Source organism: Exiguobacterium sp. KJ 601, assembly GCF_027161185.1.
GTDB lineage: Bacteria > Bacillota > Bacilli > Exiguobacteriales > Exiguobacteriaceae > Exiguobacterium > Exiguobacterium profundum.
In genome coordinates, this window is sequence record NZ_JADHZG010000002.1 from 70,782 (window position 1) to 90,376 (window position 19,595).

20 protein-coding genes and 1 pseudogene are annotated in these 19,595 nt (G+C 48.0%); 8 read left to right on the forward strand and 13 right to left on the reverse strand.

The annotated features are described in order from the left end of the window. Positions 1-26: 26 nt before the first annotated feature. The 4 genes and pseudogenes from IRJ25_RS10770 to adhP form a co-directional block, all read right to left on the reverse strand. A complete protein-coding gene (locus tag IRJ25_RS10770) occupies positions 27-941 on the reverse strand; it encodes a methyl-accepting chemotaxis protein (RefSeq protein WP_269318270.1) in 915 nt (304 codons plus the stop codon). Positions 942-1,053: 112 nt separating this feature from the next. Next, on the reverse strand, positions 1,054-1,581 hold the full coding sequence (locus tag IRJ25_RS10775; RefSeq protein ID WP_143180210.1) for a CarD family transcriptional regulator: 528 nt from the start codon (positions 1,579-1,581) through the stop codon (positions 1,054-1,056). A gap of 109 nt (positions 1,582-1,690) precedes the next feature. Then, positions 1,691-2,116, reverse strand: coding sequence for a MarR family winged helix-turn-helix transcriptional regulator (locus IRJ25_RS10780; RefSeq protein ID WP_269318271.1), 426 nt, complete (start codon positions 2,114-2,116; stop codon positions 1,691-1,693). 113 nt (positions 2,117-2,229) lie between these two features. Beyond that, positions 2,230-3,258 (reverse strand): annotated as a pseudogene (adhP, locus tag IRJ25_RS10785) (alcohol dehydrogenase AdhP). Positions 3,259-3,452: 194 nt separating this feature from the next. Between adhP and IRJ25_RS10790 the strand changes: the two are divergent. The 4 genes from IRJ25_RS10790 (at position 3,453) to IRJ25_RS10805 (ending at position 6,537) form a co-directional block, all read left to right on the forward strand. Further along, positions 3,453-4,193, forward strand: coding sequence for a hypothetical protein (locus tag IRJ25_RS10790; RefSeq protein WP_214784505.1), 741 nt, complete (start codon positions 3,453-3,455; stop codon positions 4,191-4,193). A 109-nt stretch (positions 4,194-4,302) separates the two neighbouring features. Next, positions 4,303-5,049, forward strand: a complete 747-nt coding sequence (locus IRJ25_RS10795; RefSeq protein WP_269318272.1) for a methionine ABC transporter ATP-binding protein — start codon at positions 4,303-4,305, stop codon at positions 5,047-5,049. Then, a complete protein-coding gene (locus tag IRJ25_RS10800) occupies positions 5,042-5,704 on the forward strand; it encodes a methionine ABC transporter permease (protein ID WP_214784498.1) in 663 nt (220 codons plus the stop codon). Before IRJ25_RS10795 ends, IRJ25_RS10800 begins: the two co-directional genes overlap by 8 nt. A 20-nt stretch (positions 5,705-5,724) precedes the next feature. After that, positions 5,725-6,537 carry a MetQ/NlpA family ABC transporter substrate-binding protein gene (locus IRJ25_RS10805; RefSeq protein WP_078146002.1) on the forward strand — a complete coding sequence of 271 codons (813 nt, stop codon included), beginning with the start codon at positions 5,725-5,727 and terminating at the stop codon, positions 6,535-6,537. A 34-nt stretch (positions 6,538-6,571) separates the two neighbouring features. Here IRJ25_RS10805 and IRJ25_RS10810 read toward each other — a convergent pair whose 3' ends face one another. From IRJ25_RS10810 to IRJ25_RS10820, 3 genes are all read right to left on the reverse strand, one after another. Beyond that, entirely contained in the window at positions 6,572-7,408 is an 837-nt protein-coding gene (locus IRJ25_RS10810) for an aldo/keto reductase (RefSeq protein WP_269318273.1), read from the reverse strand. A 78-nt stretch (positions 7,409-7,486) separates the two neighbouring features. Beyond that, positions 7,487-8,449, reverse strand: coding sequence for an HAAS signaling domain-containing protein (locus tag IRJ25_RS10815; protein ID WP_269318274.1), 963 nt, complete (start codon positions 8,447-8,449; stop codon positions 7,487-7,489). Further along, positions 8,436-8,783: a PadR family transcriptional regulator gene (locus IRJ25_RS10820; RefSeq protein WP_269318275.1), complete on the reverse strand. Its 348-nt coding sequence runs from the start codon at positions 8,781-8,783 to the stop codon at positions 8,436-8,438. The genes IRJ25_RS10815 and IRJ25_RS10820 overlap by 14 nt, the downstream gene beginning before the upstream one ends. Before the next feature lie 128 nt (positions 8,784-8,911). Here IRJ25_RS10820 and IRJ25_RS10825 point away from each other — a divergent pair, with 128 nt between their 5' ends. Beyond that, positions 8,912-9,313, forward strand: a complete 402-nt coding sequence (locus IRJ25_RS10825; protein WP_269318276.1) for a hypothetical protein — start codon at positions 8,912-8,914, stop codon at positions 9,311-9,313. 37 nt (positions 9,314-9,350) lie between these two features. On the opposite strand, the gene ahpF is transcribed toward IRJ25_RS10825, so the two are convergent. Further along, the gene (ahpF, locus tag IRJ25_RS10830) at positions 9,351-10,874 is read right to left on the reverse strand and encodes an alkyl hydroperoxide reductase subunit F (protein ID WP_015880294.1); all 1,524 of its coding nucleotides are present in this window, start codon (positions 10,872-10,874) and stop codon (positions 9,351-9,353) included. An 11-nt stretch (positions 10,875-10,885) separates the two neighbouring features. Then, a complete protein-coding gene (gene ahpC, locus IRJ25_RS10835; RefSeq protein WP_015880295.1) occupies positions 10,886-11,449 on the reverse strand; it encodes an alkyl hydroperoxide reductase subunit C in 564 nt (187 codons plus the stop codon). 317 nt (positions 11,450-11,766) lie between these two features. Here ahpC and IRJ25_RS10840 point away from each other — a divergent pair, with 317 nt between their 5' ends. Then, positions 11,767-12,453 carry a BglII/BstYI family type II restriction endonuclease gene (locus IRJ25_RS10840; protein WP_074035160.1) on the forward strand — a complete coding sequence of 229 codons (687 nt, stop codon included), beginning with the start codon at positions 11,767-11,769 and terminating at the stop codon, positions 12,451-12,453. 13 nt (positions 12,454-12,466) lie between these two features. Here the strand turns inward: IRJ25_RS10840 and IRJ25_RS10845 are convergent, their stop codons facing one another. After that, complete coding sequence (locus IRJ25_RS10845; RefSeq protein ID WP_074035159.1) at positions 12,467-12,913, reverse strand: very short patch repair endonuclease; 447 nt, start codon at positions 12,911-12,913, stop codon at positions 12,467-12,469. Positions 12,914-12,968: 55 nt separating this feature from the next. Then, the gene (locus IRJ25_RS10850; RefSeq protein ID WP_269318277.1) at positions 12,969-14,339 is read right to left on the reverse strand and encodes a Sau3AI family type II restriction endonuclease; all 1,371 of its coding nucleotides are present in this window, start codon (positions 14,337-14,339) and stop codon (positions 12,969-12,971) included. A 159-nt stretch (positions 14,340-14,498) separates the two neighbouring features. Between IRJ25_RS10850 and dcm the strand changes: the two genes are divergently transcribed. Next, the gene (gene dcm / locus IRJ25_RS10855; protein WP_269318278.1) at positions 14,499-15,833 is read left to right on the forward strand and encodes a DNA (cytosine-5-)-methyltransferase; all 1,335 of its coding nucleotides are present in this window, start codon (positions 14,499-14,501) and stop codon (positions 15,831-15,833) included. 59 nt (positions 15,834-15,892) lie between these two features. Here dcm and htpG read toward each other — a convergent pair whose 3' ends face one another. Together htpG and IRJ25_RS10865 are read right to left on the reverse strand one after the other, a co-directional pair. Next, the gene (gene htpG, locus IRJ25_RS10860; RefSeq protein WP_269318279.1) at positions 15,893-17,761 is read right to left on the reverse strand and encodes a molecular chaperone HtpG; all 1,869 of its coding nucleotides are present in this window, start codon (positions 17,759-17,761) and stop codon (positions 15,893-15,895) included. A gap of 302 nt (positions 17,762-18,063) precedes the next feature. Beyond that, the gene (locus tag IRJ25_RS10865) at positions 18,064-18,690 is read right to left on the reverse strand and encodes a TetR/AcrR family transcriptional regulator (protein ID WP_214731227.1); all 627 of its coding nucleotides are present in this window, start codon (positions 18,688-18,690) and stop codon (positions 18,064-18,066) included. A 123-nt stretch (positions 18,691-18,813) separates the two neighbouring features. Here IRJ25_RS10865 and IRJ25_RS10870 point away from each other — a divergent pair, with 123 nt between their 5' ends. Next, positions 18,814-19,563 (forward strand): SDR family NAD(P)-dependent oxidoreductase, encoded by a 750-nt coding sequence (locus tag IRJ25_RS10870; RefSeq protein WP_269318280.1) that lies wholly within the window; start codon positions 18,814-18,816, stop codon positions 19,561-19,563. Positions 19,564-19,595 lie beyond the last annotated feature (32 nt).

Sequence of the window (19,595 nt, forward strand, 5' to 3'; positions counted from 1 at the left end):
AAAAAAGCGATCTCCTATCGGGCCGCTCATACCATTTTGAGAAACGTCTTTGCCCGCTGTTCGAGTGTAGCGGCTGAATCTGCTAATTTTTCGAACTCTCGGACCGTATGCTCGAGTTGTCCCGAGCTATCTTTGACTTTATGAGAAATTCGTCCGATGCTCATCGACACGTCATCGATGCGTTTCACAATGCCTTCAATGTTGTTGTTCACTTCTGTAATGGAGAGTGAGACTTTGTTTGAAAGATTGCGCACCTCTGTCGCGACGACATTGAAGCCGCGTCCATGTTCACCTGCGCGTGCCGCCTCGATTGCGGCATTGAGTGCGAGAAGGTTGGTTTGGGCAGCGATTTCACGAATCGTTCGGACAATATCCGTGATCGTTTTCGCCTCTTGTTGGAGAGCGTGTAAATGCTCTAGGTTTTGAGTCGATTCTTGTTCAATCAGTTTGACGTTTTCGAGTACGTGTTCTCCGTCTTGTTTCCCGATTTGGGACTGGGCAGATAAGTATTCAGACGTCTCTTGAAGATTATTCGCCATGTGGAGTACGTCTTGTTGCCGTGACGTGATATCGGCTGCAATCTTTGAGACGCCGATGACGTTCTGGTGGGCATCATCGAAGATCGGCATGTAGGTCGCCTCTAGCCAGACACTATGACCATCTGCGGCACGTCGTTCAATCTTGTCGTGATAACTCAACCCTTGCATGAGCTTACGCCAAAACAGGTCGTATTGGGGACTGTTCGCGAACTCGGGCAAGCAAAGATCACGATGGGGGCGTCCCATCAGTTCCTTGACTTCGTAGCCCATCGTTTTGGCAAAAATCTCATTGACGTAGGCGACACGGCGATTTTCATCAAAGCGAATGATGGCCAGATTGTTTTCGATTGCCCGAACGACGTGCGTGTCGGTGACATGGGTCGTACTAGAGTGCAGTTGCATCCTAACATCCTCCCTATATCATAAGGTATATTTGTTTTAGGATACCCGAAAAATGTAAAAAAAAGTATATTATTTTAATAGAACAAAAAAAGACCACTTCCACTGGAAGAGGTCAAGGTGTGAGTGTCGCCATGCTTTCATGTAAGTACTCGCCAATCGTGCGCTCGATGTCGCTCTCTGAACGCTCGAGGGCAAGGGAGAGCTCTTTCACCAAAATCGTTTTGGCGTTCTCTAAAATCTTACGATCTTGCTCGTATAGTTTTTTGTTCGCTTGAAGTGCCTCGATTTGTCTACGGCTCAATGTATTCACCACTTGGGCAATCTCATGACGGTTTCCTGAATGCACGACATTCAAGAATTCACGATTGCGGTTGTTGGAATGCGGATTCCATTCCACACCAGGTGAGCGGAACGACTCTAAAATCTCTGATGCCTCATCTGCTTCGAGTAACGTCAACATCATCACGTTGTCATTGTCGACGGGAATGCTGATCTGCAACTTTTGTGAGTTGTTGATGGGGTGAAGCGTATAGTACGATTTCGTCTCTCCTGCGACCGTTTTGTCCGAAATGTCGTCGATGCGACATACGCCATGGGTCGAGTAGATGATTAAGTCTCCAGTTTTAAACAAGTCGATCACCTCTTCCTTATCTATAAGCATAGTCATTCAGAAGATGAAATGTCAACTCGGTTGACGTTTTTGTCCATGTATGCATATGAAAAACCGTGTCGCCTTCAAGCTGACACGGTCATAGTTTCCAATCCACGCGCAGAATGGTTTTCAGTTGTTCAAACGCCTCTTGGCCGATGCTTTCTTGGATCCGTTGCTCAAGTTGTGCTTTGAGCGTCTCGTTTTGCTCATAACAAGTGTGACCGAGCGAGGTCAACTCGATACATTTGTCTTTTCGATTTTGCGGATGGTCTGTCACAAGAACGAGCGCTTTACTCTCTAGGTTCTTGATCAGTTTATGAGTCGCTTGTCGAGAAATATGGACACTGTGCGTGACTTCGGCAATCGTTCTTTTCGACTGATAAAGTGTCGCGAGAATATACCACTCCGAGTTCGAGAGTTGGATATCACTTTGTTCATTCCAAGATTGTTCACTCATGCGTCGAACTTGATCATTTCGCTCTGACAATAAATCAAGTAGACGGGTTGACGTTAATGGAGTCAAATCAAGTCACTCCTCTTTCATTTCCGGCTTTTAGACGTTCCTAACTATACAAAAGCAACTATACCCCGTCAACGTCAATCTAGAACAAAACGAGGCACGAGGCCCCGTTCCGATTAGCAGTCTTTATTTTTGAAGTCGATGACCATGCGTCCTTGGATTTTCTCTTGCTCCATCTCTTCGAACACGTCTTGCACCTCGTGAAGACAGCGTTTATGAACAACAGGCACGACGAGCCCTTCTGCCCCGAACTGGAAGGCTTCTTCTAAGTCTTTACGTGTCCCGACGAGTGAGCCGACGACTTCGATTCCATCGAGGACGAGACGAGGGATGTTCAAGTCCATCGTTTCAGAAGAAAGACCGACGGCGACCACTTTCCCACATGCTCGGACTGCATTGACTGCAGAATTAAAGGCGACTTTTGAGACGGCTGTGACGACAGCGGCATGAGCCCCACCGAACTTCTCTTGTACGATGTCAGCTGCATCTCCTTCAGTCGATGGGTTAATCGTCAAATCAGCTCCACTCTCTTTGGCGAGTTCGAGCTTATCATCGTTCAAATCTACGGCGATGACGTGTGCGTTGAAGACGTGTTTCGCATATTGGATGGCCAGGTTGCCGAGTCCACCGCAACCGTAGATGACGACCGTCTCCCCAGGTTTCACGTCGGCAACTTTGATGGCTTTATACGTCGTGACGCCGGCACATGTGATGCTCGAAGCTTGCGCAGGGTCCAATCCGTCAGGTACTTTGATGGCATAGTCGGCCACGACGATACTTTGTTCAGCCATCCCGCCGTCCACGCTATATCCGGCATTTTGAACGTTTCGACAGAAAGTCTCTCGGCCTGTCGTACAATATTCGCAACGACCACATGCATGATACATTCAAGCGATACTGACGCGATCGCCAACTTTCAAACTCGTGACATCGTCGGCGATTTGAGATACGATCCCAATCCCTTCATGACCGAGCACGCGTCCTTGGACATCTCCGAAATCACCAGCTGCGACGTGAAGATCCGTGTGACATACGCCACAGTACTCGACATCGACGAGCGCTTCGCCTGCTTGTAATGGACGTAGTTCCTTTTCGACAACTTCGATGTTGGCCTTGCTTGCTGAATTGACAATGACTGCGCTCATGTTTGAACACACTCCTTGTGAAAATTTAGCGAACCTGATGGAAAACCCTTCTCAATCACATCGTCAGGATAGCACAAAAAATGGAATGAAAACGCTTAATGTTTAAAGGGCATTTGTCTGAAAGATGAACTTTTCTCACACAAAGATTTAGGGAAATAGAGATAGAGAAAGTAGACGAAAGGAGTGTTATTTATATGACACGAATAGCGTTATTTCACACATATAAATCAAAGATTTTGCAGCTATCAAATTTAGAAGAAGAGACGTTGAAAAATGAAGACTTTTTGTTAGACCGTGATGAAAAGAAACAACTTGAGATCTATTACGCACCGTTTGAATACATCAATCCAAACGCGAAAGTCGTCATCGCGGGAATCACGCCAGGCTTGTATCAAATGCGTCAGTCGTTCGAGGCAATCCGTGACTTGAAGGATGCAACAGACGAAGAGGCGCTTCGAGCCGTCAAACAACGTGGCAGTTTTTCCGGTCCGATTCGAAAGAACTTAGTGACGATGCTGGATGATTTGGAGTTACATCATCATTTGGGAATTGAATCATCCCTCGATTTGTTTGGATCAGCGAACCATCTCGTTCAAAACACGGCGGTCCTCCCTTATCCCGTCTTCTATAAAGGCAAGAACTATAACGGATCGAGCCCGGATATGATTCGAACAGAGCTGTTTCGACCATACGTAGAAGGAATCTTCGCAGAAGAGATGGCCCATCTTCAAGATGCACTCATCCTACCGATGGGCGTGAACGTGAGGCGAGCCGTGGAGTTATTGGTTGAGCGAGGGCTCTTGGATCAAGATCGCGTAGTGAGTGGGTTTCCACATCCGTCTGGTGGGAACGGTCATCGCCATCGCATCTTCGCCGAAAATCGAGACGCCATGAAACGACACATTGCTGAACATTTCAAAAGACATCCACTCTGAACCGCAGGGGGGTTCTTTTCATGTGAGCACATGAACTGACATCGACTCTTTACTTCGATAAAATGATAAACGGTTGACTCACTCACGAGATGTAGAAAGGATGTCCGCCATGATCACATTGTCGTCCGTCCATAAGCGTTATGGACAAGAGATGGCCGTCCGCGATGTATCGCTTCATATTCGAAAAGGGGAGATTTACGGCATCATCGGCGCGAGCGGTGCCGGGAAGTCGACGCTTCTTCGATTGATGAATTTGTTGGAGAAACCGGATGCTGGGAGCGTCACGGTCGATGGCGACCAGTTGACCGAACTCTCCAACCGGGAACTACGCAAGAAGCGACATCGAATCGGTATGATTTTTCAACAATTTAATCTTGTTGCGAATAAGAACGTCTTTGATAACGTCCTCGATTCACTGAAGCTTGCCAAACGGCCGAAATCATCATGGGAGACACGCGTGATGGAATGTCTCCGGTTCGTTGGACTCGAAGCGTATCGCGATAAATATCCTTCCCAGTTGAGTGGGGGACAGAAGCAACGTGTCGCGATCGCAAGGGCACTCGCGAGCGAACCGAGCGTACTCCTCTGCGATGAACCGACCTCTTCTCTCGACCCGAATACGACGGCAGAAGTGCTGCGTGTCCTCGAGTCGGTCAATGAACAACTCGGTGTCACCGTCGTTCTCGTCACGCATGAGATGGATGTCATCCGTCAAATCTGTCATCGCGTCACCGTCATGGCAGACGGATCCGTTCATGAGACGATTGAGAGGGAGCCGACAGGTGTGGTCGCCATCGATCAGAATCCAAGTTGGTTCGTCGAACAGTTGCGAGAGGAAGGTGAAGCGAATGCCTGAAATCTTGGTCCGCTATCAATCAGAGATTTGGCAGTCCATTGCTGAGACGTTCATTATGGTCGGGGTATCGATTCTCGCCGCTATTCTAGTCGGATTGCCATTAGGCACGTGGCTTTACCTTTCGCGTAAAGGACAATTGTTAGAGAATCAAATCGTCTTCTCCGTCCTCAATCTGGTCGTGAACATCGTCCGGTCTTTCCCGTTCTTGTTACTCGTCGTGTTTTTGATTCCATTTACACGGCTTATTATCGGGACGGCCATCGGAACAGCAGCAGCGACAGTGCCGCTCTCCATCATTGCCATTGCACATTATGCGCGCCTCGTCGAACAGTCGTTGATTGATGTCCCACGCGGGGTCATCGAAGCGGCACTCTCGATGGGCGCAACGGTTAAAGACATCATCTTTAAGTTTCTATATGTGGAAGCCCGGTCCGGTCTTGTCCTCGGATTGACTACATCCATCATCAGTTTTATCTCATACTCGACGATTATGGGAGTCGTCGGGGGTGGTGGCATCGGTGACTTTGCCATCCGTTATGGATATCAACAATTTCAGACAGAACTCATGCTCTATATGATTCTCATCATGCTCGTCTTCGTACAGTTGATTCAATTCACGGGCACGACCGTGGCACGCATCATCGACAAACGCTAAATAGAAAGTAGGAAATGAATATGAAAAAATTGATGGCTCTTCTTGCCTCACTCACACTCGTCCTCGCAGCATGTGGGAACGATACAGAAACACAAACGGAACAAGCAAATGAACCACAGACATTGAAAGTCGCATCACTCATCCCACCGATGACAGATATGCTTGAAATCGCGAAAGAACAGCTCGCGGAAGACGACATCGAACTCGAAATCGTCGTTCTCGGAGACAACGTTCAACCGAACTCGGCACTTGCGGCGAAAGAAGTCGATGCGAACTTCTTCCAACACGTTCCGTACATGGAGGAGTTCAACCGCAGCAACGATGCGAATCTCGTTCCAATCGAACCGATTTATTTCGCAAACTATGGTGTATACGCAAAAAACTATGACAAGATGGAAGACATTCCGGAAGGCGCAACGATTGCGATCGCCAACGACGTATCGAACATCGACCGTTCGCTCTCCCTTCTCGCACAACATGATGTGATCGAGCTCGGAGAGAAAGAAGGCACGTACTATACACAGGCCGATATCACATCGAACCCGAAAAACTTCAAATTTGAAGAAGTCGACTTATTGATGCTCGCGCGCGCGTACGATGATGTCGATGCGGTCTTGATGACACCGGCTTACGCTGCACCGCTCGGTTTGACACCGAAGAGTGACGCACTCTTAACAGAAGGCGTCGAGAATGATTTCGCCATCACGCTTGTCGCACGTGAAGACAACCAGGATGACGAAGCGATCCAAAAACTCGGCGAAGCGCTCACAAGTGACGAAGTCCGTGCGTTCTTGCAAGAGAACTATGATGAAACGGCCATTCCGGCGTTTTAAACAAAAAGATTGAGCCATCTAGGCTCAATCTTTTTTAGTACTCTTCGTATTCTCGCGGGTCTTGGTCATCGATGCGACCATCCGGTTTCGTCAACGCATTGAGCGTCTCCATCTCTTCCTCGGTCAATTCGAAGTTGAAGACGTCGAGATTCTCTTTTTGGTGCAACTCGCTAGACGAGCGGGCGAGCGGGATGACACCAAGCTGCACGTGCCAACGCAAGATGACTTGAGACACGCTCTTTCCTTTTTGTTTGGCGAGCTCGGTGATCTTCTCGTCATGGATGACCGTGCGGGCGCGACTGAGTGGGCTCCACGCTTCTGTGATGATGCCGCGTTCTTTATCGGCTTTCCGCTGTTCGACTTGCGAGAAGTACGGGTGTAACTCGATTTGGTTAATGACCGGTGTTTCTCCCGTTTCTTCAATCAAGCGGTCTAGGTGCTCCGGCATGAAGTTCGAGACCCCAATAGAGCGGATCCATCCGTTTTTCTTCGCTTGAATCAACGCACGCCATGCCTCGACGTACTTGTCTTGTTTCGGGTTTGGCCAATGCAAGAGGAACAAATCCCAATAGTCGAGGTTCGCTCGATATAGGGACTCTCGAATCATCTCGAGCGCCTGATCGTAGTCATAATATTGCGCGCGCAGTTTCGATGTTAAGAAAAGTTGTTCACGCGGGATGCCGGATTGGCGAACCGCTTCACCGACCGTGCCTTCATTATCGTAGCGAATCGCCGAATCGATGAGTCGATATCCGTTCCGGATGGCGCATGTGATGGCGTCGACCCCTGCTTCACCTTTCAAATAAACCGTCCCGAGTCCGATGGCCGGAATCTCATAACCGTCATGTAGCTTGATTGTTGGAATACCCATCAAATGCCTCCCCATTCAAAATCCGTCCTCTTCTCCGCTATTCCACTTTCATCGGAAATGAAACGTTTGAATGTGAGGTCAACGTCGAAACGCTTTGATCAAACCTTCTGCCAAATCGAGGATACACACGATGATGATGGTGAGTAAAACACTCCAGACGCCCCAACGACTGATTGTTTCGAGGTCGGCGTTGATTTGCTCAGCAATCAACGAGACGGCATTAGAAGAAATTAAATCAGGTTGCAGTAAAATGAGCGCCGTGACGACAATCCATACGATATTGAAGAGCGCGTTCCACAAGGCGAGCGGCTTTGTCCAATGTCGAACCAGCCATTTGTAAATGGCGATGGCGATCCCAAAGGCGGCCAGGGCGATGACAAACGGGAAGAATTGATCCAAGACCGACGCATTGAGTAGCGGATAGGATTCACTATCTGTGACGACACGAATCAACTGCTCGGCGTTGACGTACAATACGACCATCAGAACGGTGGCGATAAAGTCAAACAAAATCGAACCAAAAGAAATCGAGGTCGAACGTGGTTTTACCTTCTTGAGTTGCTCAGGTTTCCAACTAGAGAAAGGAACTTCGCCCTCAGGTACAGCACGTTCAATGATGAAGAACGTGAGGGTGATCCAGAATAGCGTCTGAACGACGACATTGAAGATAGCCGCCCCAGTTTGAAGGAATGCTTGAATCAAGAATTGACTCCAAGACGTGTCGTCGATGGGATTGGTCAAATAACCGATGATGGAGAGAATGGTGACAACCGTGACGGCAATCGGTAAGACGATTTTGATGATGTTCACGTACTGTGTGAAGAGAGCAGGACCGATGAGATAAAGTGGTCGGTTCGCGTAGCGAGCAGCGAGGATTTGAGGGTCGCCGAGTTGGCGCAATGCTTCAAATAAAGCCGCTTCAGACGGGTCATTTCCAGTCATGTCATCAATGGTCGATTCCAATTCGAGTGCGACGTCTTGCCGCATCGACTCTGGGATTCGAGAGGTGACTTCATCGATATACACATCACGAAGATTCATGATCATTTCCTCCTTCAATTAGACGGATCAACGTTTTCGACATGTTCATCCATTCCACGTATAACTCATTCAAAATGTCCATCCCATCCGAGCTGAGCACGTAGTACTTGCGTGGTCGACTCTCTGTCGTATCCCAGGAACTCGTGACGAGTCCTTGTTTTTCAAGTCGACGTAAGAGCGGGTAGAGCGTACTTTGATCAATGTTGATATCGGCATCTAGCAGTGCTTGAACGAGAGAATAGCCGTATTGGGGTGTCTTCAACTGACTGAGCACCGCAATCGTCAATGTGCCGCGCCGCAACTCCGTCACCAACGAGGCTTTTACATCAGACATTTTTTCGCCTCCTTCATTCGTTTATCTTTATACTATATATCATACACTATAAGTTATCATACATCAATGTGAATAAAAGATGTTGAGTCATTTCCTGATTTTGGGATAATAAAGAGGAGGTGATGTTCATGAAGTGGTGGTGGATTCTTGGAGGTGTGGTGATCGCCAGTTTATTGACGATCAATGCGCAATGGTATGGGCATGCGGCGACGTTTGGAGTGCCGATTGGCTGGATCATCATGTTGCTAGTCTTGGCACAGTTTCGAAAGCCGACATCGACTCTTTGGGCGGCGTCGGTCGGAGTGATGAGTGTAGGGGCGGCGATTTTGCTTTCGATTCCGAGCTACTCGTTAGCTGAGGCAGAAGAGACGTTGAGCAAAATGTACAATGACGTGGAGTACATGGAGAGCGTTCCGATGACCGGAGAAGAATGGAATCCATTCTCTCCTCGAGTGGGCTATCGATTTGAGACGGAGAGCGGAGACTCGATTTTATTCATCCCGGACTCAGGGAAGACGTTTGAACTATAAAAAGACTCGCTCTCATGATAGAGGGCGAGTCTTTTTGTTAGTTGCGAATCATGTAGTCGAAGGCGCCGAGTGCGGCTGTCGCACCAGAACCCATCGAGATGATGATTTGTTTGTAGGCGCTGTTCGTGCAGTCTCCTGCCGCGAACACACCTGGGACGTTCGTCGCGCCATGACGGTCGACGACGATTTCCCCGAAGTTGTTGCGTTCGACCGAGTCGAGCCAGTCCGTGTTCGGGACGAGACCGATTTGGACGAAGACGCCTTCAAGTTCGACATGATGTGACTCGTTCGTCTCACGAGACACATACGAGATGCCGTTCACTTTGTCCGTACCCGTGATTTCTGTCGTCTGAGCGTTCGTGATGACAGTCACGTTCGGGAGGCTGTGAAGACGATCTTGTAGCACTTGGTCAGCTTTAAGTTCAGGAGCGAACTCGAGGACCGTTACGTGCTTGACGATTCCTGCGAGGTCGATGGCCGCTTCGATCCCAGAGTTACCGCCACCGATGACCGCGACACGTTTCCCTTCGAAGAGAGGACCGTCACAGTGCGGGCAGTAAGCGACCCCTTTGTTTTTGAACTCCACCTCACCTGGGACGTTGACGTTACGCCAGCGTGCACCGGTCGAGAGGATGACACTCTTACTCTTCAAGACAGCGCCGTTCTCGAGTTCGATCTCGACGAGGTCCTTTTTCTCAAGACGCTTCGCGCGTTGAAGGTTCATGACATCGATGCCGTACTCTTTGACGTGCTCTTCTAGACTGGCGACGAGCTTTGGACCTTCTGTATAAGCAGTACCGATGAAGTTCTCAATCCCCATCGTGTCCATCACTTGGCCGCCGAAGCGCTCTGCGATGATTCCGGTACGGATTCCTTTACGAGCCGCGTATACGGCTGCGCTCGCACCCGCTGGACCGCCACCGACGACGAGGACGTCATACGGGTCTTTGTCCGAAAACGCAGAAGCGTCAGGACCTGTACCGAGTTTCGCCAAGATCTCTTCGAGTGACATCCGACCGTTACCGAACGATTCGCCGTTCAAGAAGACCGTCGGGACAGCCATGATCTCTTTTGCTTCCACTTCATCCTTGAACGCGGCTCCATCGATCATCGTGTGCGTGATGTTCGGGTTGAGGACGCTCATGACGTTTAGCGCTTGCACGACGTCAGGACAGTTGTGGCAGCTGAGACTGATGTACGACTCGAAGTGATATGTGCCTTCGATATTTTGAATTTGTTTGATTGTATCCGCATCGACTTTCGGCGCGCGCCCGCTCACTTGGAGGAGGGCGAGGACAAGTGATGTGAACTCATGTCCGAGTGGAATCCCCGCGAAGACGATTCCTGTCTCTTCGGATGGACGATTCACGCTGAAGCTCGGTGTACGCTCGAGTGTCGCGCGTTCGACCGAGATGCGTGATGACATGCTGGCGAGTTCGTTGACGAGCTCGAGCATCTCGTTTGAGACTTTGTCTTCCCCAGCGCTCACACGGAGGACGACATCGCCCTCCATGAGCTGGAGATATTGGTCGAGCTGTTGTTTAATCGCTGCTTCTAACATGCAATCGCTCCTTACAATTTACCGACGAGGTCAAGGCTTGGGCGGAGTGTTTCAGAACCCTCTTCCCATTTCGCTGGGCAGACTTCGCCTGGATTGTTGCGTACGTATTGTGCTGCTTTGACTTTGTTGACGAGCGTGCTCGCGTCACGGCCGATGCCGCCAGCGTTGATCTCGACAGTTTGGATGACACCATCTGGGTCGATGATGAACGTACCACGGTCTGCGAGGCCGTCTTCTTCGTTCAAGACATCGAAGTTGCGTGAGATGACGTGTGATGGGTCACCGATCATGATGTACTCGATTTTTCCGATTTTCTCAGATGTTTCGTGCCAAGCTTTATGTGTGAAGTGTGTGTCTGTTGAGACAGAGTATACTTCTACACCGAGGTTTTTAAGTGTAGCGTACTCGTTTTGAAGGTCTTCAAGTTCAGTTGGGCAGACGAATGTGAAGTCAGCTGGGTAGAAGCAGACAACGCTCCATTTGCCTTTGAGGTCGTTCTCTGTAACTTCGAGGAATTCACCTGTTTGGAATGCTTGTGCTTTGAATGGTAGTACTTCTTTGCCGATTAATGACATGGGTTATGTCCTCCTTGTTTTTTACTCTAGCGTTTCTATCTCGACTAGAATAATTATAATGTAATACTAACTTCATATAACGAGCTGGAATTGTCAAGGCGTTTGCATGCTTTGAAATGTGTTGAAATAACTCATAATTATTTATGATTAGCTTAATATCAATGAAGAAAACGATTACAATGAGGGTGTATTTTCTTTCGACAAGTAGTATCTTTACAAAATATTAAATGAGTCACAAACTTGTTTGAAAGATGGAGAGCAGATCGTTATTCTCGTCTTTCTGTTCGTGATTATCATTTACAGACAGGGGATTTATGATGAAATATAGAGTCCATTCTCATCGATTCGGTGAGACGATATTGAAGAACGATGAAGAGTTCAAGGAGATTTGGACAGAGATTCATGACATCATTCAGTCAATCAGCGACGACGACATCATCAAAACATTTAATGAAAAATATGCTAAAAAGAACAAGAGTCTATCAAAGGCTTTGAATGAACTATTCAGACTGGAGTTTTTGAGAAGAGGATGGATGAGCGAAAGTCCGATTTTTCAGGATCGTGACTATTCGGAGAATGTGTGGCGTCTTGATTTCGCTAAAGACAATATCTCACTAGAAGTCGGATTCAACCATGCAGGTACAATCGCTTGGAACTTATTGAAACCGGTCATCGCAAGCGAACTGAACCATGTCGAAAAGGCAATTCAAACACGGATTGGGGTCATCATCTGTGCGACTCAGCGTTTGCAGAGAGCCGGCAACTTCGATGGAGCCATTGGGACGTATGAGAAATATGTGCACCATTTGAAGCCGTTAAACACGCAACTCACCGTACCGATCGTCATTATCGGACTTGAAGCACCTGATACATTCAAAATCGTTGAATATTTAAATGAAAAAGGCGAAAAAAGAGGTCGCGTAGAGGAATTCTACGCGAACCTGCTTGTCGATGAAACGACTGAGACCTATCATGAACCGATGTTCGATGAAGATTTAGACTGATGTACTTTTAATCTCAGCCACTTCGTATGTGTCGGTTTTGCTTGGCCATATCAACAAAATGAGTGATGGTATAGATGACATGATCAAAATCATCATTGACCTGGTGTTCCCAAAATCGAAGAATGACCCAACCTTCTTCTACATAATGTTGTGTGACGTCGGCATCGCGTTCGATGTTACGTCCGATCTTTTGACGCCAAAAATCGGCATTCGTCTTCGGCAATTTGAAGTGGAGGGGACAGCCGTGCCAATAGCAAGAATCCAGAAATACGACGACGCGTAATCCCGGGAACGAGATGTCGGGGGTCCCGTAAAGTTTGCGATTGTTCTTGCGGTACCGGTATCCGGCCGCCCACAGCGCTTTTCTGACTTTGACTTCCATCTTCGTATCTTTTCCACGGTTGCCGCTCATCGTCTTGAACACGGCTGGACTCGATGCTTTCGGTACGTTTTTGGCCATATCCCTCACCTCCCTCTACTAGGAAGATTCCACTGTAGGGAGAGAAGTACTCATGTTAAGCGTCTAAAATCTGCTGAATGTAGTTTCGATCTAACCAAAACGCCTGCTTTGTGATCCATTGTCCATCGGGGAGGCGGATTTTGTCATCTCCATCCGCACCTTTTGAACGTACATGTGCGACTTGGTTAAATTTTGATCCGGGCAGGTTGTTCTTTATTCTATTTTTCATGGGAATCAGCTCAACCCCTTCTATTACGACCTTTCGAGCTTCGGACCACATCTCATATAGTTCGCCATCGATTGTATCGAGTGGCATGTTCCAGAGTCGAATGCCTACAAAGCGAGGGATTCGTTTTTTCTTTGGGACGTATTCTTCGTCATATTGAAATTCTAAGAAAAGATATTTCTGTTCTGCGAATGTGTCATATAGGTCTGAATCTTCCCAGTCACTTTGGCATAGATTTTCAAAATCGACCTTGCCGAACGACATATGTTCGCGAATCTTTCCGTCGGGTTCTCGTGCGACCGTTTTGAACTTGATGTTTGCCTTCGCAAATTCTTCGATACCGGAAAGGTCTGTCTTTTGCACTCCTAACAGTTTGGCCATGACATGAGGAATCATCGCCTTGTTTCTAGGGTTATATGGAACTTTCGTTTCTTCACATAAATCAATCAGTGTCTTGCCATAGTGTGGTAAGAGTCGGGTTTCGAGAAGTTCCTCGATAGACATTTCGTTTAACTCACCTTGGTTCGCGATAGATTCCATTAGTTCCGGTGTTAAATATTTACGAACCAATCCAGACATATAGGATGCTTTCAAAGAGAAGGCACGCGGTTTGGCAGGTTCATCTGAGAAGGGTTGAGTACGCACAATCGAACCGTTCGCCCCTTTTGTACAGGCGGACAGATACATCGTATCTGCCTCCGAAATGAGATGAGCCTCTCCATTCTTGATTTTGGTAACGATTGTTTCCCAGTCTTGTCGCATCACGGCTAAATCTTCCTCCGAGAACTCGTTTAAGAATGACTTGTAGATACGGTAGTCATCCATTGGGATCTCAGGCTCATATTGATAGAGCATGATGAGCATACTTGTGGCTTTCGATAAAAAGCTTGAAGTTTCAAACGAGTATCTATGCTCGCTATGGTAATCAATCATATTCAAGACGAGTCGTTCTTTTGAAGAATATGTACCATTTTTGTTTTTCTTGAAAGGAGTGACCTTTAACTCGATACCAAGTTCCTCAAAGTCTGGTCGGGCATCTGAATTGATTGGGTATCCGAAGTGGCTCTCTTCAATGATGTGACCGAGTGATCCCTTGGAACGAACATTTTTAATCCGTCCGGTCGTATCAATCTCGCCGAATGTCTTGCCCTCAGCCTCTCTTGCCTTATCCATTAATTCTTGAATCGTTTCGTAACGCAATCGAATACCTCCTATAAATTTACATATGTAAGATGAGTATAACGTAGTTGTTGATCCCATTCACCTTTTCTGTTAAACTAATTTCATCGAGCTAGTTCGGTTGTGATAGGACCTAAAATAGCGTAAATTTAAGATAGAAAATACGAAAGGGTGTTCCCATTGATTAAAGTAGTTGAGTTATTTGCCGGTGTAGGAGGTTTCCGCATCGCGCTTGAAGGAATCAAAGATGTGAATGCCGAGCCTACATCTGACAAATTCGATGTGGTTTGGGGCAATCAGTGGGAGCCGGCGACGAAGGTACAACCGGCCTTTGATTGCTATGCTGAACGTTTTAAAGGGCGTGGCCAACACGTAAATGAGGATATCGCCCTGTCATGGATGGAAGCAGGACCGCACCATTTGCTCGTAGGGGGCTTCCCGTGCCAAGACTACAGTGTGTCGCGTAGCTTAAAGAACGAGCAAGGAATTCAAGGGAAGAAGGGTGTCTTGTTCTGGGAAATCATGAATATCATCGAACAGGAAAAGCCACCTTACGTCTTACTCGAGAATGTCGATCGCCTCATGAAGTCACCTGCGAAACAAAGAGGGCGTGACTTCAGTGTCATGCTTCGTGCATTTGCCGATCAAGGATATACGGTCGAGTGGAGAGTCATCAATGCTGCCGATTACGGTTTTGCCCAACGCCGCCGCCGTATCTTCATCTTCGCGACGCGAGCGGATTTGAAGCATTCAACCCGAGCGGGGAAAGCAAATCCTGAGCAGTGGTTGTTGAAAGACGGGTTCTTTGCGCCGACTTTCGCGGTCATGGAGATGACGAGCGAGAAGCATCCAGGTTCGACGTTCGAATTACCGAAAGACATCGTTGAAATCTCGGACACATTCTCTGCGACTTATCGAAATGCGGGAGTCATGACGGGGGATCAAGTGACGACGCTTGAGACGCTCCCGGTTCGCGAAACACCTAAGACGCTCGGTCAAGTCGTTCAAGAGGTCTATGAGCAATTTGGTCCTGCTCCGGAACACTATTATCTGGATACAGAGAAGGTTAAAAAATCTGGACGTACGGAAAAAGAGGAATTGGCTTATATGAAAGGACCGAAAAAAATCGAACGTACTTCTGCGAGCGGTCACGTCTATGTCTATGCCGAAGGAGGCATGTCCTATCCAGATTCGCTAGACCTTCCAGGTAGAACGATGTTGACGAGCGAAGGAACATGCAACCGTTCTAGCCATGTTATCGAAGATCCGCATACGAAAAAATTGCGCTATCTCCGTCCGGAAGAATGTGAAGGATTGAATGGCTTCCCATACGGATGGACCGCCACTATGACAGACCGCAAGCGATATTTCACAATGGGGAATGCCCTCGTCGTCGGATTGATTGAGCGGATGGGCCATCGAATTGCGGAGATTCATGAGCAAGAGGATGAAAAGAGCCTGTTGCATGAAGTGAAGCAGATGCAATTGTTAGGGACGTACAATAACTTTAAATAATTTAAATGCCCTCATCTGAATGACATTTTCATTCAGATGAGGGCATTTGCTATTTAGAGTTACTCCGCCATCAACGCACACACCGCATTCGAATACGCTACCGGATCTTCAATCGGTAACCCTTCAATGAGGAGGGCTTGTTGATACAAGAGGTCTGTATATTGTTTCGCTTTCGCTTCATCTTCTTTATACACACGTTGGAGCGTCTGGAAGATGGCGTGGTCGGCGTTCACTTCGAGCACTTTCTCCGCTTTCATGCCGCCGCCGTTTGGCATTGCGTTCAAAATCTTTTCCATCTCGATTGAGACGTCACCCGCAACCGTCAAGCAAACCGGATGCGACTTGAGACGTGTCGAGGCACGCACTTCTTTGACGCGGTCTCCGAGCTCTTCTTTCATGAATGCGAACAAGTCTTGGTTGTCTTCGTTGAGCGATTTCGCTTCCGCGTCATCGAGACCGAGATCGCCGCTCGCGATCGATTTAAATTCTTTGTCTTCATACGACTGAAGCATCTTGATGGCGAACTCGTCGATCTCTTCTGTAAAGTAGAGGATTTCGTATCCTTCTTCTTTCAAGCGCTCTGCTTGTGGCAAGAGGTCGATGCGATGAATCGATTCGCCTGTCGCATAGTAAATATACTTCTGATCTTCTTTCATCCGCTCGACGTACTCTTTGAGCGAAACGAGTTTCTTCTCGTGAGAAGAATGGAAAAGAATCAAGTCTTTCAATTCGTCTTTGGCTGCACCGAACTGGTCATACACGCCGAACTTCAATTGGCGACCGAACGACTCATAGAACTTCTCATAGTCCTCACGCTCGTTTTGGAGCATCTTCTCGAGCATGCCTTTGATTTTCGACTTCACGTTCTTCGCGATCACGCGAAGCTGGCGGTCCTGCTGCAACATTTCACGGGAAATGTTGAGGGAGAGGTCTTCTGAGTCGACCATCCCTTTGACGAAGCCGAAGTAGTCCGGCAAGAGGTCTGGTGACTTCTCCATGATCAACACGCCATTCGAGTAGAGCTCGAGCCCTTTCTCGAATTCTTTCGTGTAATAGTCGAACGGAACCGTTGACGGGATATACAGGATTGATTGATAACGAATCGTCCCGTCGACGTTCAAGTGAAGATGCTTGAGTGGCTCATCAAAGCCGTAGCGCTTCTCGTGATAGAACGCCTTATAATCCTCGTCTTTGAGTTCGCTCTTCCGCTTCCGCCAAATCGGCACCATGCTGTTGACGGTCTCTTCTTCCTTGTAGTCCTCATACTCTTCCGAGTCCTCTTTTTGACGATGTTTCGTCACATCCAGTTTGATTGGGTAACGGATGAAGTCCGAATGTTTCTTGATGAGCGAGCGAATCTCGTATTCTTCAAGGAATGACGAATACGTATCATCTTCTGTGTCTGCCTTCAAGTGGAGCGTGATTTCTGTACCGATGTCCGCTTTGTCTGTCGGCTCGATCGAATAGCCGTCTGCCCCTTCTGACTCCCATACGTATCCTTGTTCACTGTCAATCGAGCGAGTCCGCACGGTTACGCGGTCAGCGACCATGAACGCGGAATAGAACCCGACCCCGAATTGACCGATGAGGCTATGGTCTTCTTCCATCTTCGTTGCCTGTTTCATGGCGAGTGAACCGCTCTTTGCGATGATTCCGAGGTTTGTTTCGAGTTCTTCTTCTGTCATCCCAATCCCTGTATCGCGAAACGTGATCGTCCGTGCTTCTTTGTCGAGTTCAATTTTGATGAAGTAATCGTCTTTGTTGAACTCGATGCTTTCGTCTGAGAGGGCACGATAATACATCTTGTCGATGGCATCACTCGCGTTCGAGATGAGCTCACGCAGGAAGATGTCCTTATGTGTATAAATTGAGTGGACCATCAACTCTAAAATTCGTTTCGATTCGGTTTGAAACTGTTTTTTTGTCATGATCGTTCTCCTTTTGATGTCTATATTTTGGCACTCTGTATATAGGAGTGCTAACACTATTGATTATCCTAATTTTTAGGAATATGTCAACCGAGATTGAAGAAAAGATTGACGAGGACGTAGGTTTCGCATATAGTTGAGTACATGCGATGAGCTGGTCTATGTAAGACGGCGGACATTCCCTTGAGGAGCACGTTGTGGAGCGTGGTCCGTCGCGGTAGACTTTCGAGAGCACCTCTAGTGAGAGGTGCTCATTTTTTATGTATACAACTAGCCTCCCTTCAAACGAAGGGAGGCTTTTCTTATGCTCGAATGGATGCGAGGAACATCTCTTTTAAAGCACGCAATTGTACGGCCGGTTCGATATCGTCCTCTAAATAACTGATGTGCGACTTCAACATGATGTTGTTGCCGAACGTCCCGAACGTATTGATGATTGTGACGACGGTCACCTTCACATCGATATCCGAGCGGAATGAACCGTCTCGTTTCCCATCTTCGATCAAGGGTTCGAGTGTCTGCATGATCTGTCGTTGAACGTCGATGTATGTCTCGATCCCAGGAAGCGGTGAGGCGACGAACGATGCATAGCTCTCGAACGCCTCTCGGAAACGGGCGTGGTTCGTCCGCTCCAACTGCATCTCGAAAAAGTGGTTCAAGATGGCCTCGAGCCGCTCATATGCGCTGCCTTCCCCATGCATGAACTGTTCAAATCTCTCGAGTGTGGGCTGTAGATTCTTGACGGCTGCCGCGACGATCAATTGATCTTTCTTCGGGAAGTAGCGAAACAGTGTCGCCACCCCAATCCCTGCCGCATCCGCGATGTCCTGCATCTGAACCTTCTCAAAGCCATTCTCTAAAAATAAGCGTTCGGCCTCTTGGATAATCAGCTGGATTCGTTCTTCTTTGTTTTGTTGTCGTTTACTCAATTCCATCACCTCATTGTCTGTCCCTAGTATATCGTCTTCGAGCAGTTTCGTTGAGATTAATGTCACATTCAATTATGATTATGATAGTTAGACTATCATAATTTAATGAATGGAGCTGGGACAATGCGTTTACAGGGGAAAGTAGCGGTCATCACAGGGGCAGGAAGCGGTATGGGAGAGTCAACGGCACGCCTATTCGCCAAAGAAGGGGCGACGGTCGTCGCAACAGATATCAATGAACAAGGGGTACAAAGCGTAGTCGAGTCGATTCGGGCGCAAGGTGGGGAAGCTATCGCGGTGAAGCATGACGTGACCTCACGTTCGAGCTGGGAGGACGTATTCGCAGAAGTGGAAGCGACGTGTGGCAAATTAGATATTCTCGTCAATAACGCTGGAATCGCACTTGCGAAACCGTTCTTGGAACAGACGGAAGAGGACTGGGCACGCACGTATCGCATCAACATCGATGGAGTCATGTTAGGGACACAGTACGCGATTCCGCTCATGACGGAGAATGGGGGAGGATCAATCGTCAACATCTCCTCCATCTCTGCATTGACTGGTATGGCGGGTGCTGGGGCCTATACGGCCTCGAAAGGTGCGGTCCGTTCTCTTACGAAAGCAGCGGCTGTGGATTATGGGAAACAAAACATTCGCGTCAACTCGGTACATCCAGGATATATTGTGACGCCGATGAGTGCGCCGCATATGGAACATCCGGACTATAAGCAGCACTTCTTGAATCAAATCGCTTTGCCGAATCTCGGACAAGCGGATGAGGTGGCGGCAGCCGTCCTATTCCTCGCGTCAGACGAAGCGAATCATATTAGCGGGATTGAACTTCCGGTAGACGGTGGCGTGACGGCGAAATAATCGAGAGAGCATCCTGATGTGATGACACCTCG

What these genes read in the sequence shown, in the direction of transcription:
- IRJ25_RS10770 (WP_269318270.1), bottom strand. Translation starts at nt 941, where the DNA reads ATGCAACTGCACTCTAGTACGACCCATGTCACCGACACGCACGTCGTT.
- IRJ25_RS10790 (WP_214784505.1), top strand. Translation starts at nt 3,453, where the DNA reads ATGACACGAATAGCGTTATTTCACACATATAAATCAAAGATTTTGCAG.
- IRJ25_RS10795 (WP_269318272.1), top strand. Translation starts at nt 4,303, where the DNA reads ATGATCACATTGTCGTCCGTCCATAAGCGTTATGGACAAGAGATGGCC.
- IRJ25_RS10800 (WP_214784498.1), top strand. Translation starts at nt 5,042, where the DNA reads ATGCCTGAAATCTTGGTCCGCTATCAATCAGAGATTTGGCAGTCCATT.
- IRJ25_RS10805 (WP_078146002.1), top strand. Translation starts at nt 5,725, where the DNA reads ATGAAAAAATTGATGGCTCTTCTTGCCTCACTCACACTCGTCCTCGCA.
- IRJ25_RS10810 (WP_269318273.1), bottom strand. Translation starts at nt 7,408, where the DNA reads ATGGGTATTCCAACAATCAAGCTACATGACGGTTATGAGATTCCGGCC.
- IRJ25_RS10815 (WP_269318274.1), bottom strand. Translation starts at nt 8,449, where the DNA reads ATGAATCTTCGTGATGTGTATATCGATGAAGTCACCTCTCGAATCCCA.
- IRJ25_RS10820 (WP_269318275.1), bottom strand. Translation starts at nt 8,783, where the DNA reads ATGTCTGATGTAAAAGCCTCGTTGGTGACGGAGTTGCGGCGCGGCACA.
- IRJ25_RS10825 (WP_269318276.1), top strand. Translation starts at nt 8,912, where the DNA reads ATGAAGTGGTGGTGGATTCTTGGAGGTGTGGTGATCGCCAGTTTATTG.
- ahpF (WP_015880294.1), bottom strand. Translation starts at nt 10,874, where the DNA reads ATGTTAGAAGCAGCGATTAAACAACAGCTCGACCAATATCTCCAGCTC.
- ahpC (WP_015880295.1), bottom strand. Translation starts at nt 11,449, where the DNA reads ATGTCATTAATCGGCAAAGAAGTACTACCATTCAAAGCACAAGCATTC.
- IRJ25_RS10840 (WP_074035160.1), top strand. Translation starts at nt 11,767, where the DNA reads ATGAAATATAGAGTCCATTCTCATCGATTCGGTGAGACGATATTGAAG.
- IRJ25_RS10845 (WP_074035159.1), bottom strand. Translation starts at nt 12,913, where the DNA reads ATGGCCAAAAACGTACCGAAAGCATCGAGTCCAGCCGTGTTCAAGACG.
- htpG (WP_269318279.1), bottom strand. Translation starts at nt 17,761, where the DNA reads ATGACAAAAAAACAGTTTCAAACCGAATCGAAACGAATTTTAGAGTTG.
- IRJ25_RS10870 (WP_269318280.1), top strand. Translation starts at nt 18,814, where the DNA reads ATGCGTTTACAGGGGAAAGTAGCGGTCATCACAGGGGCAGGAAGCGGT.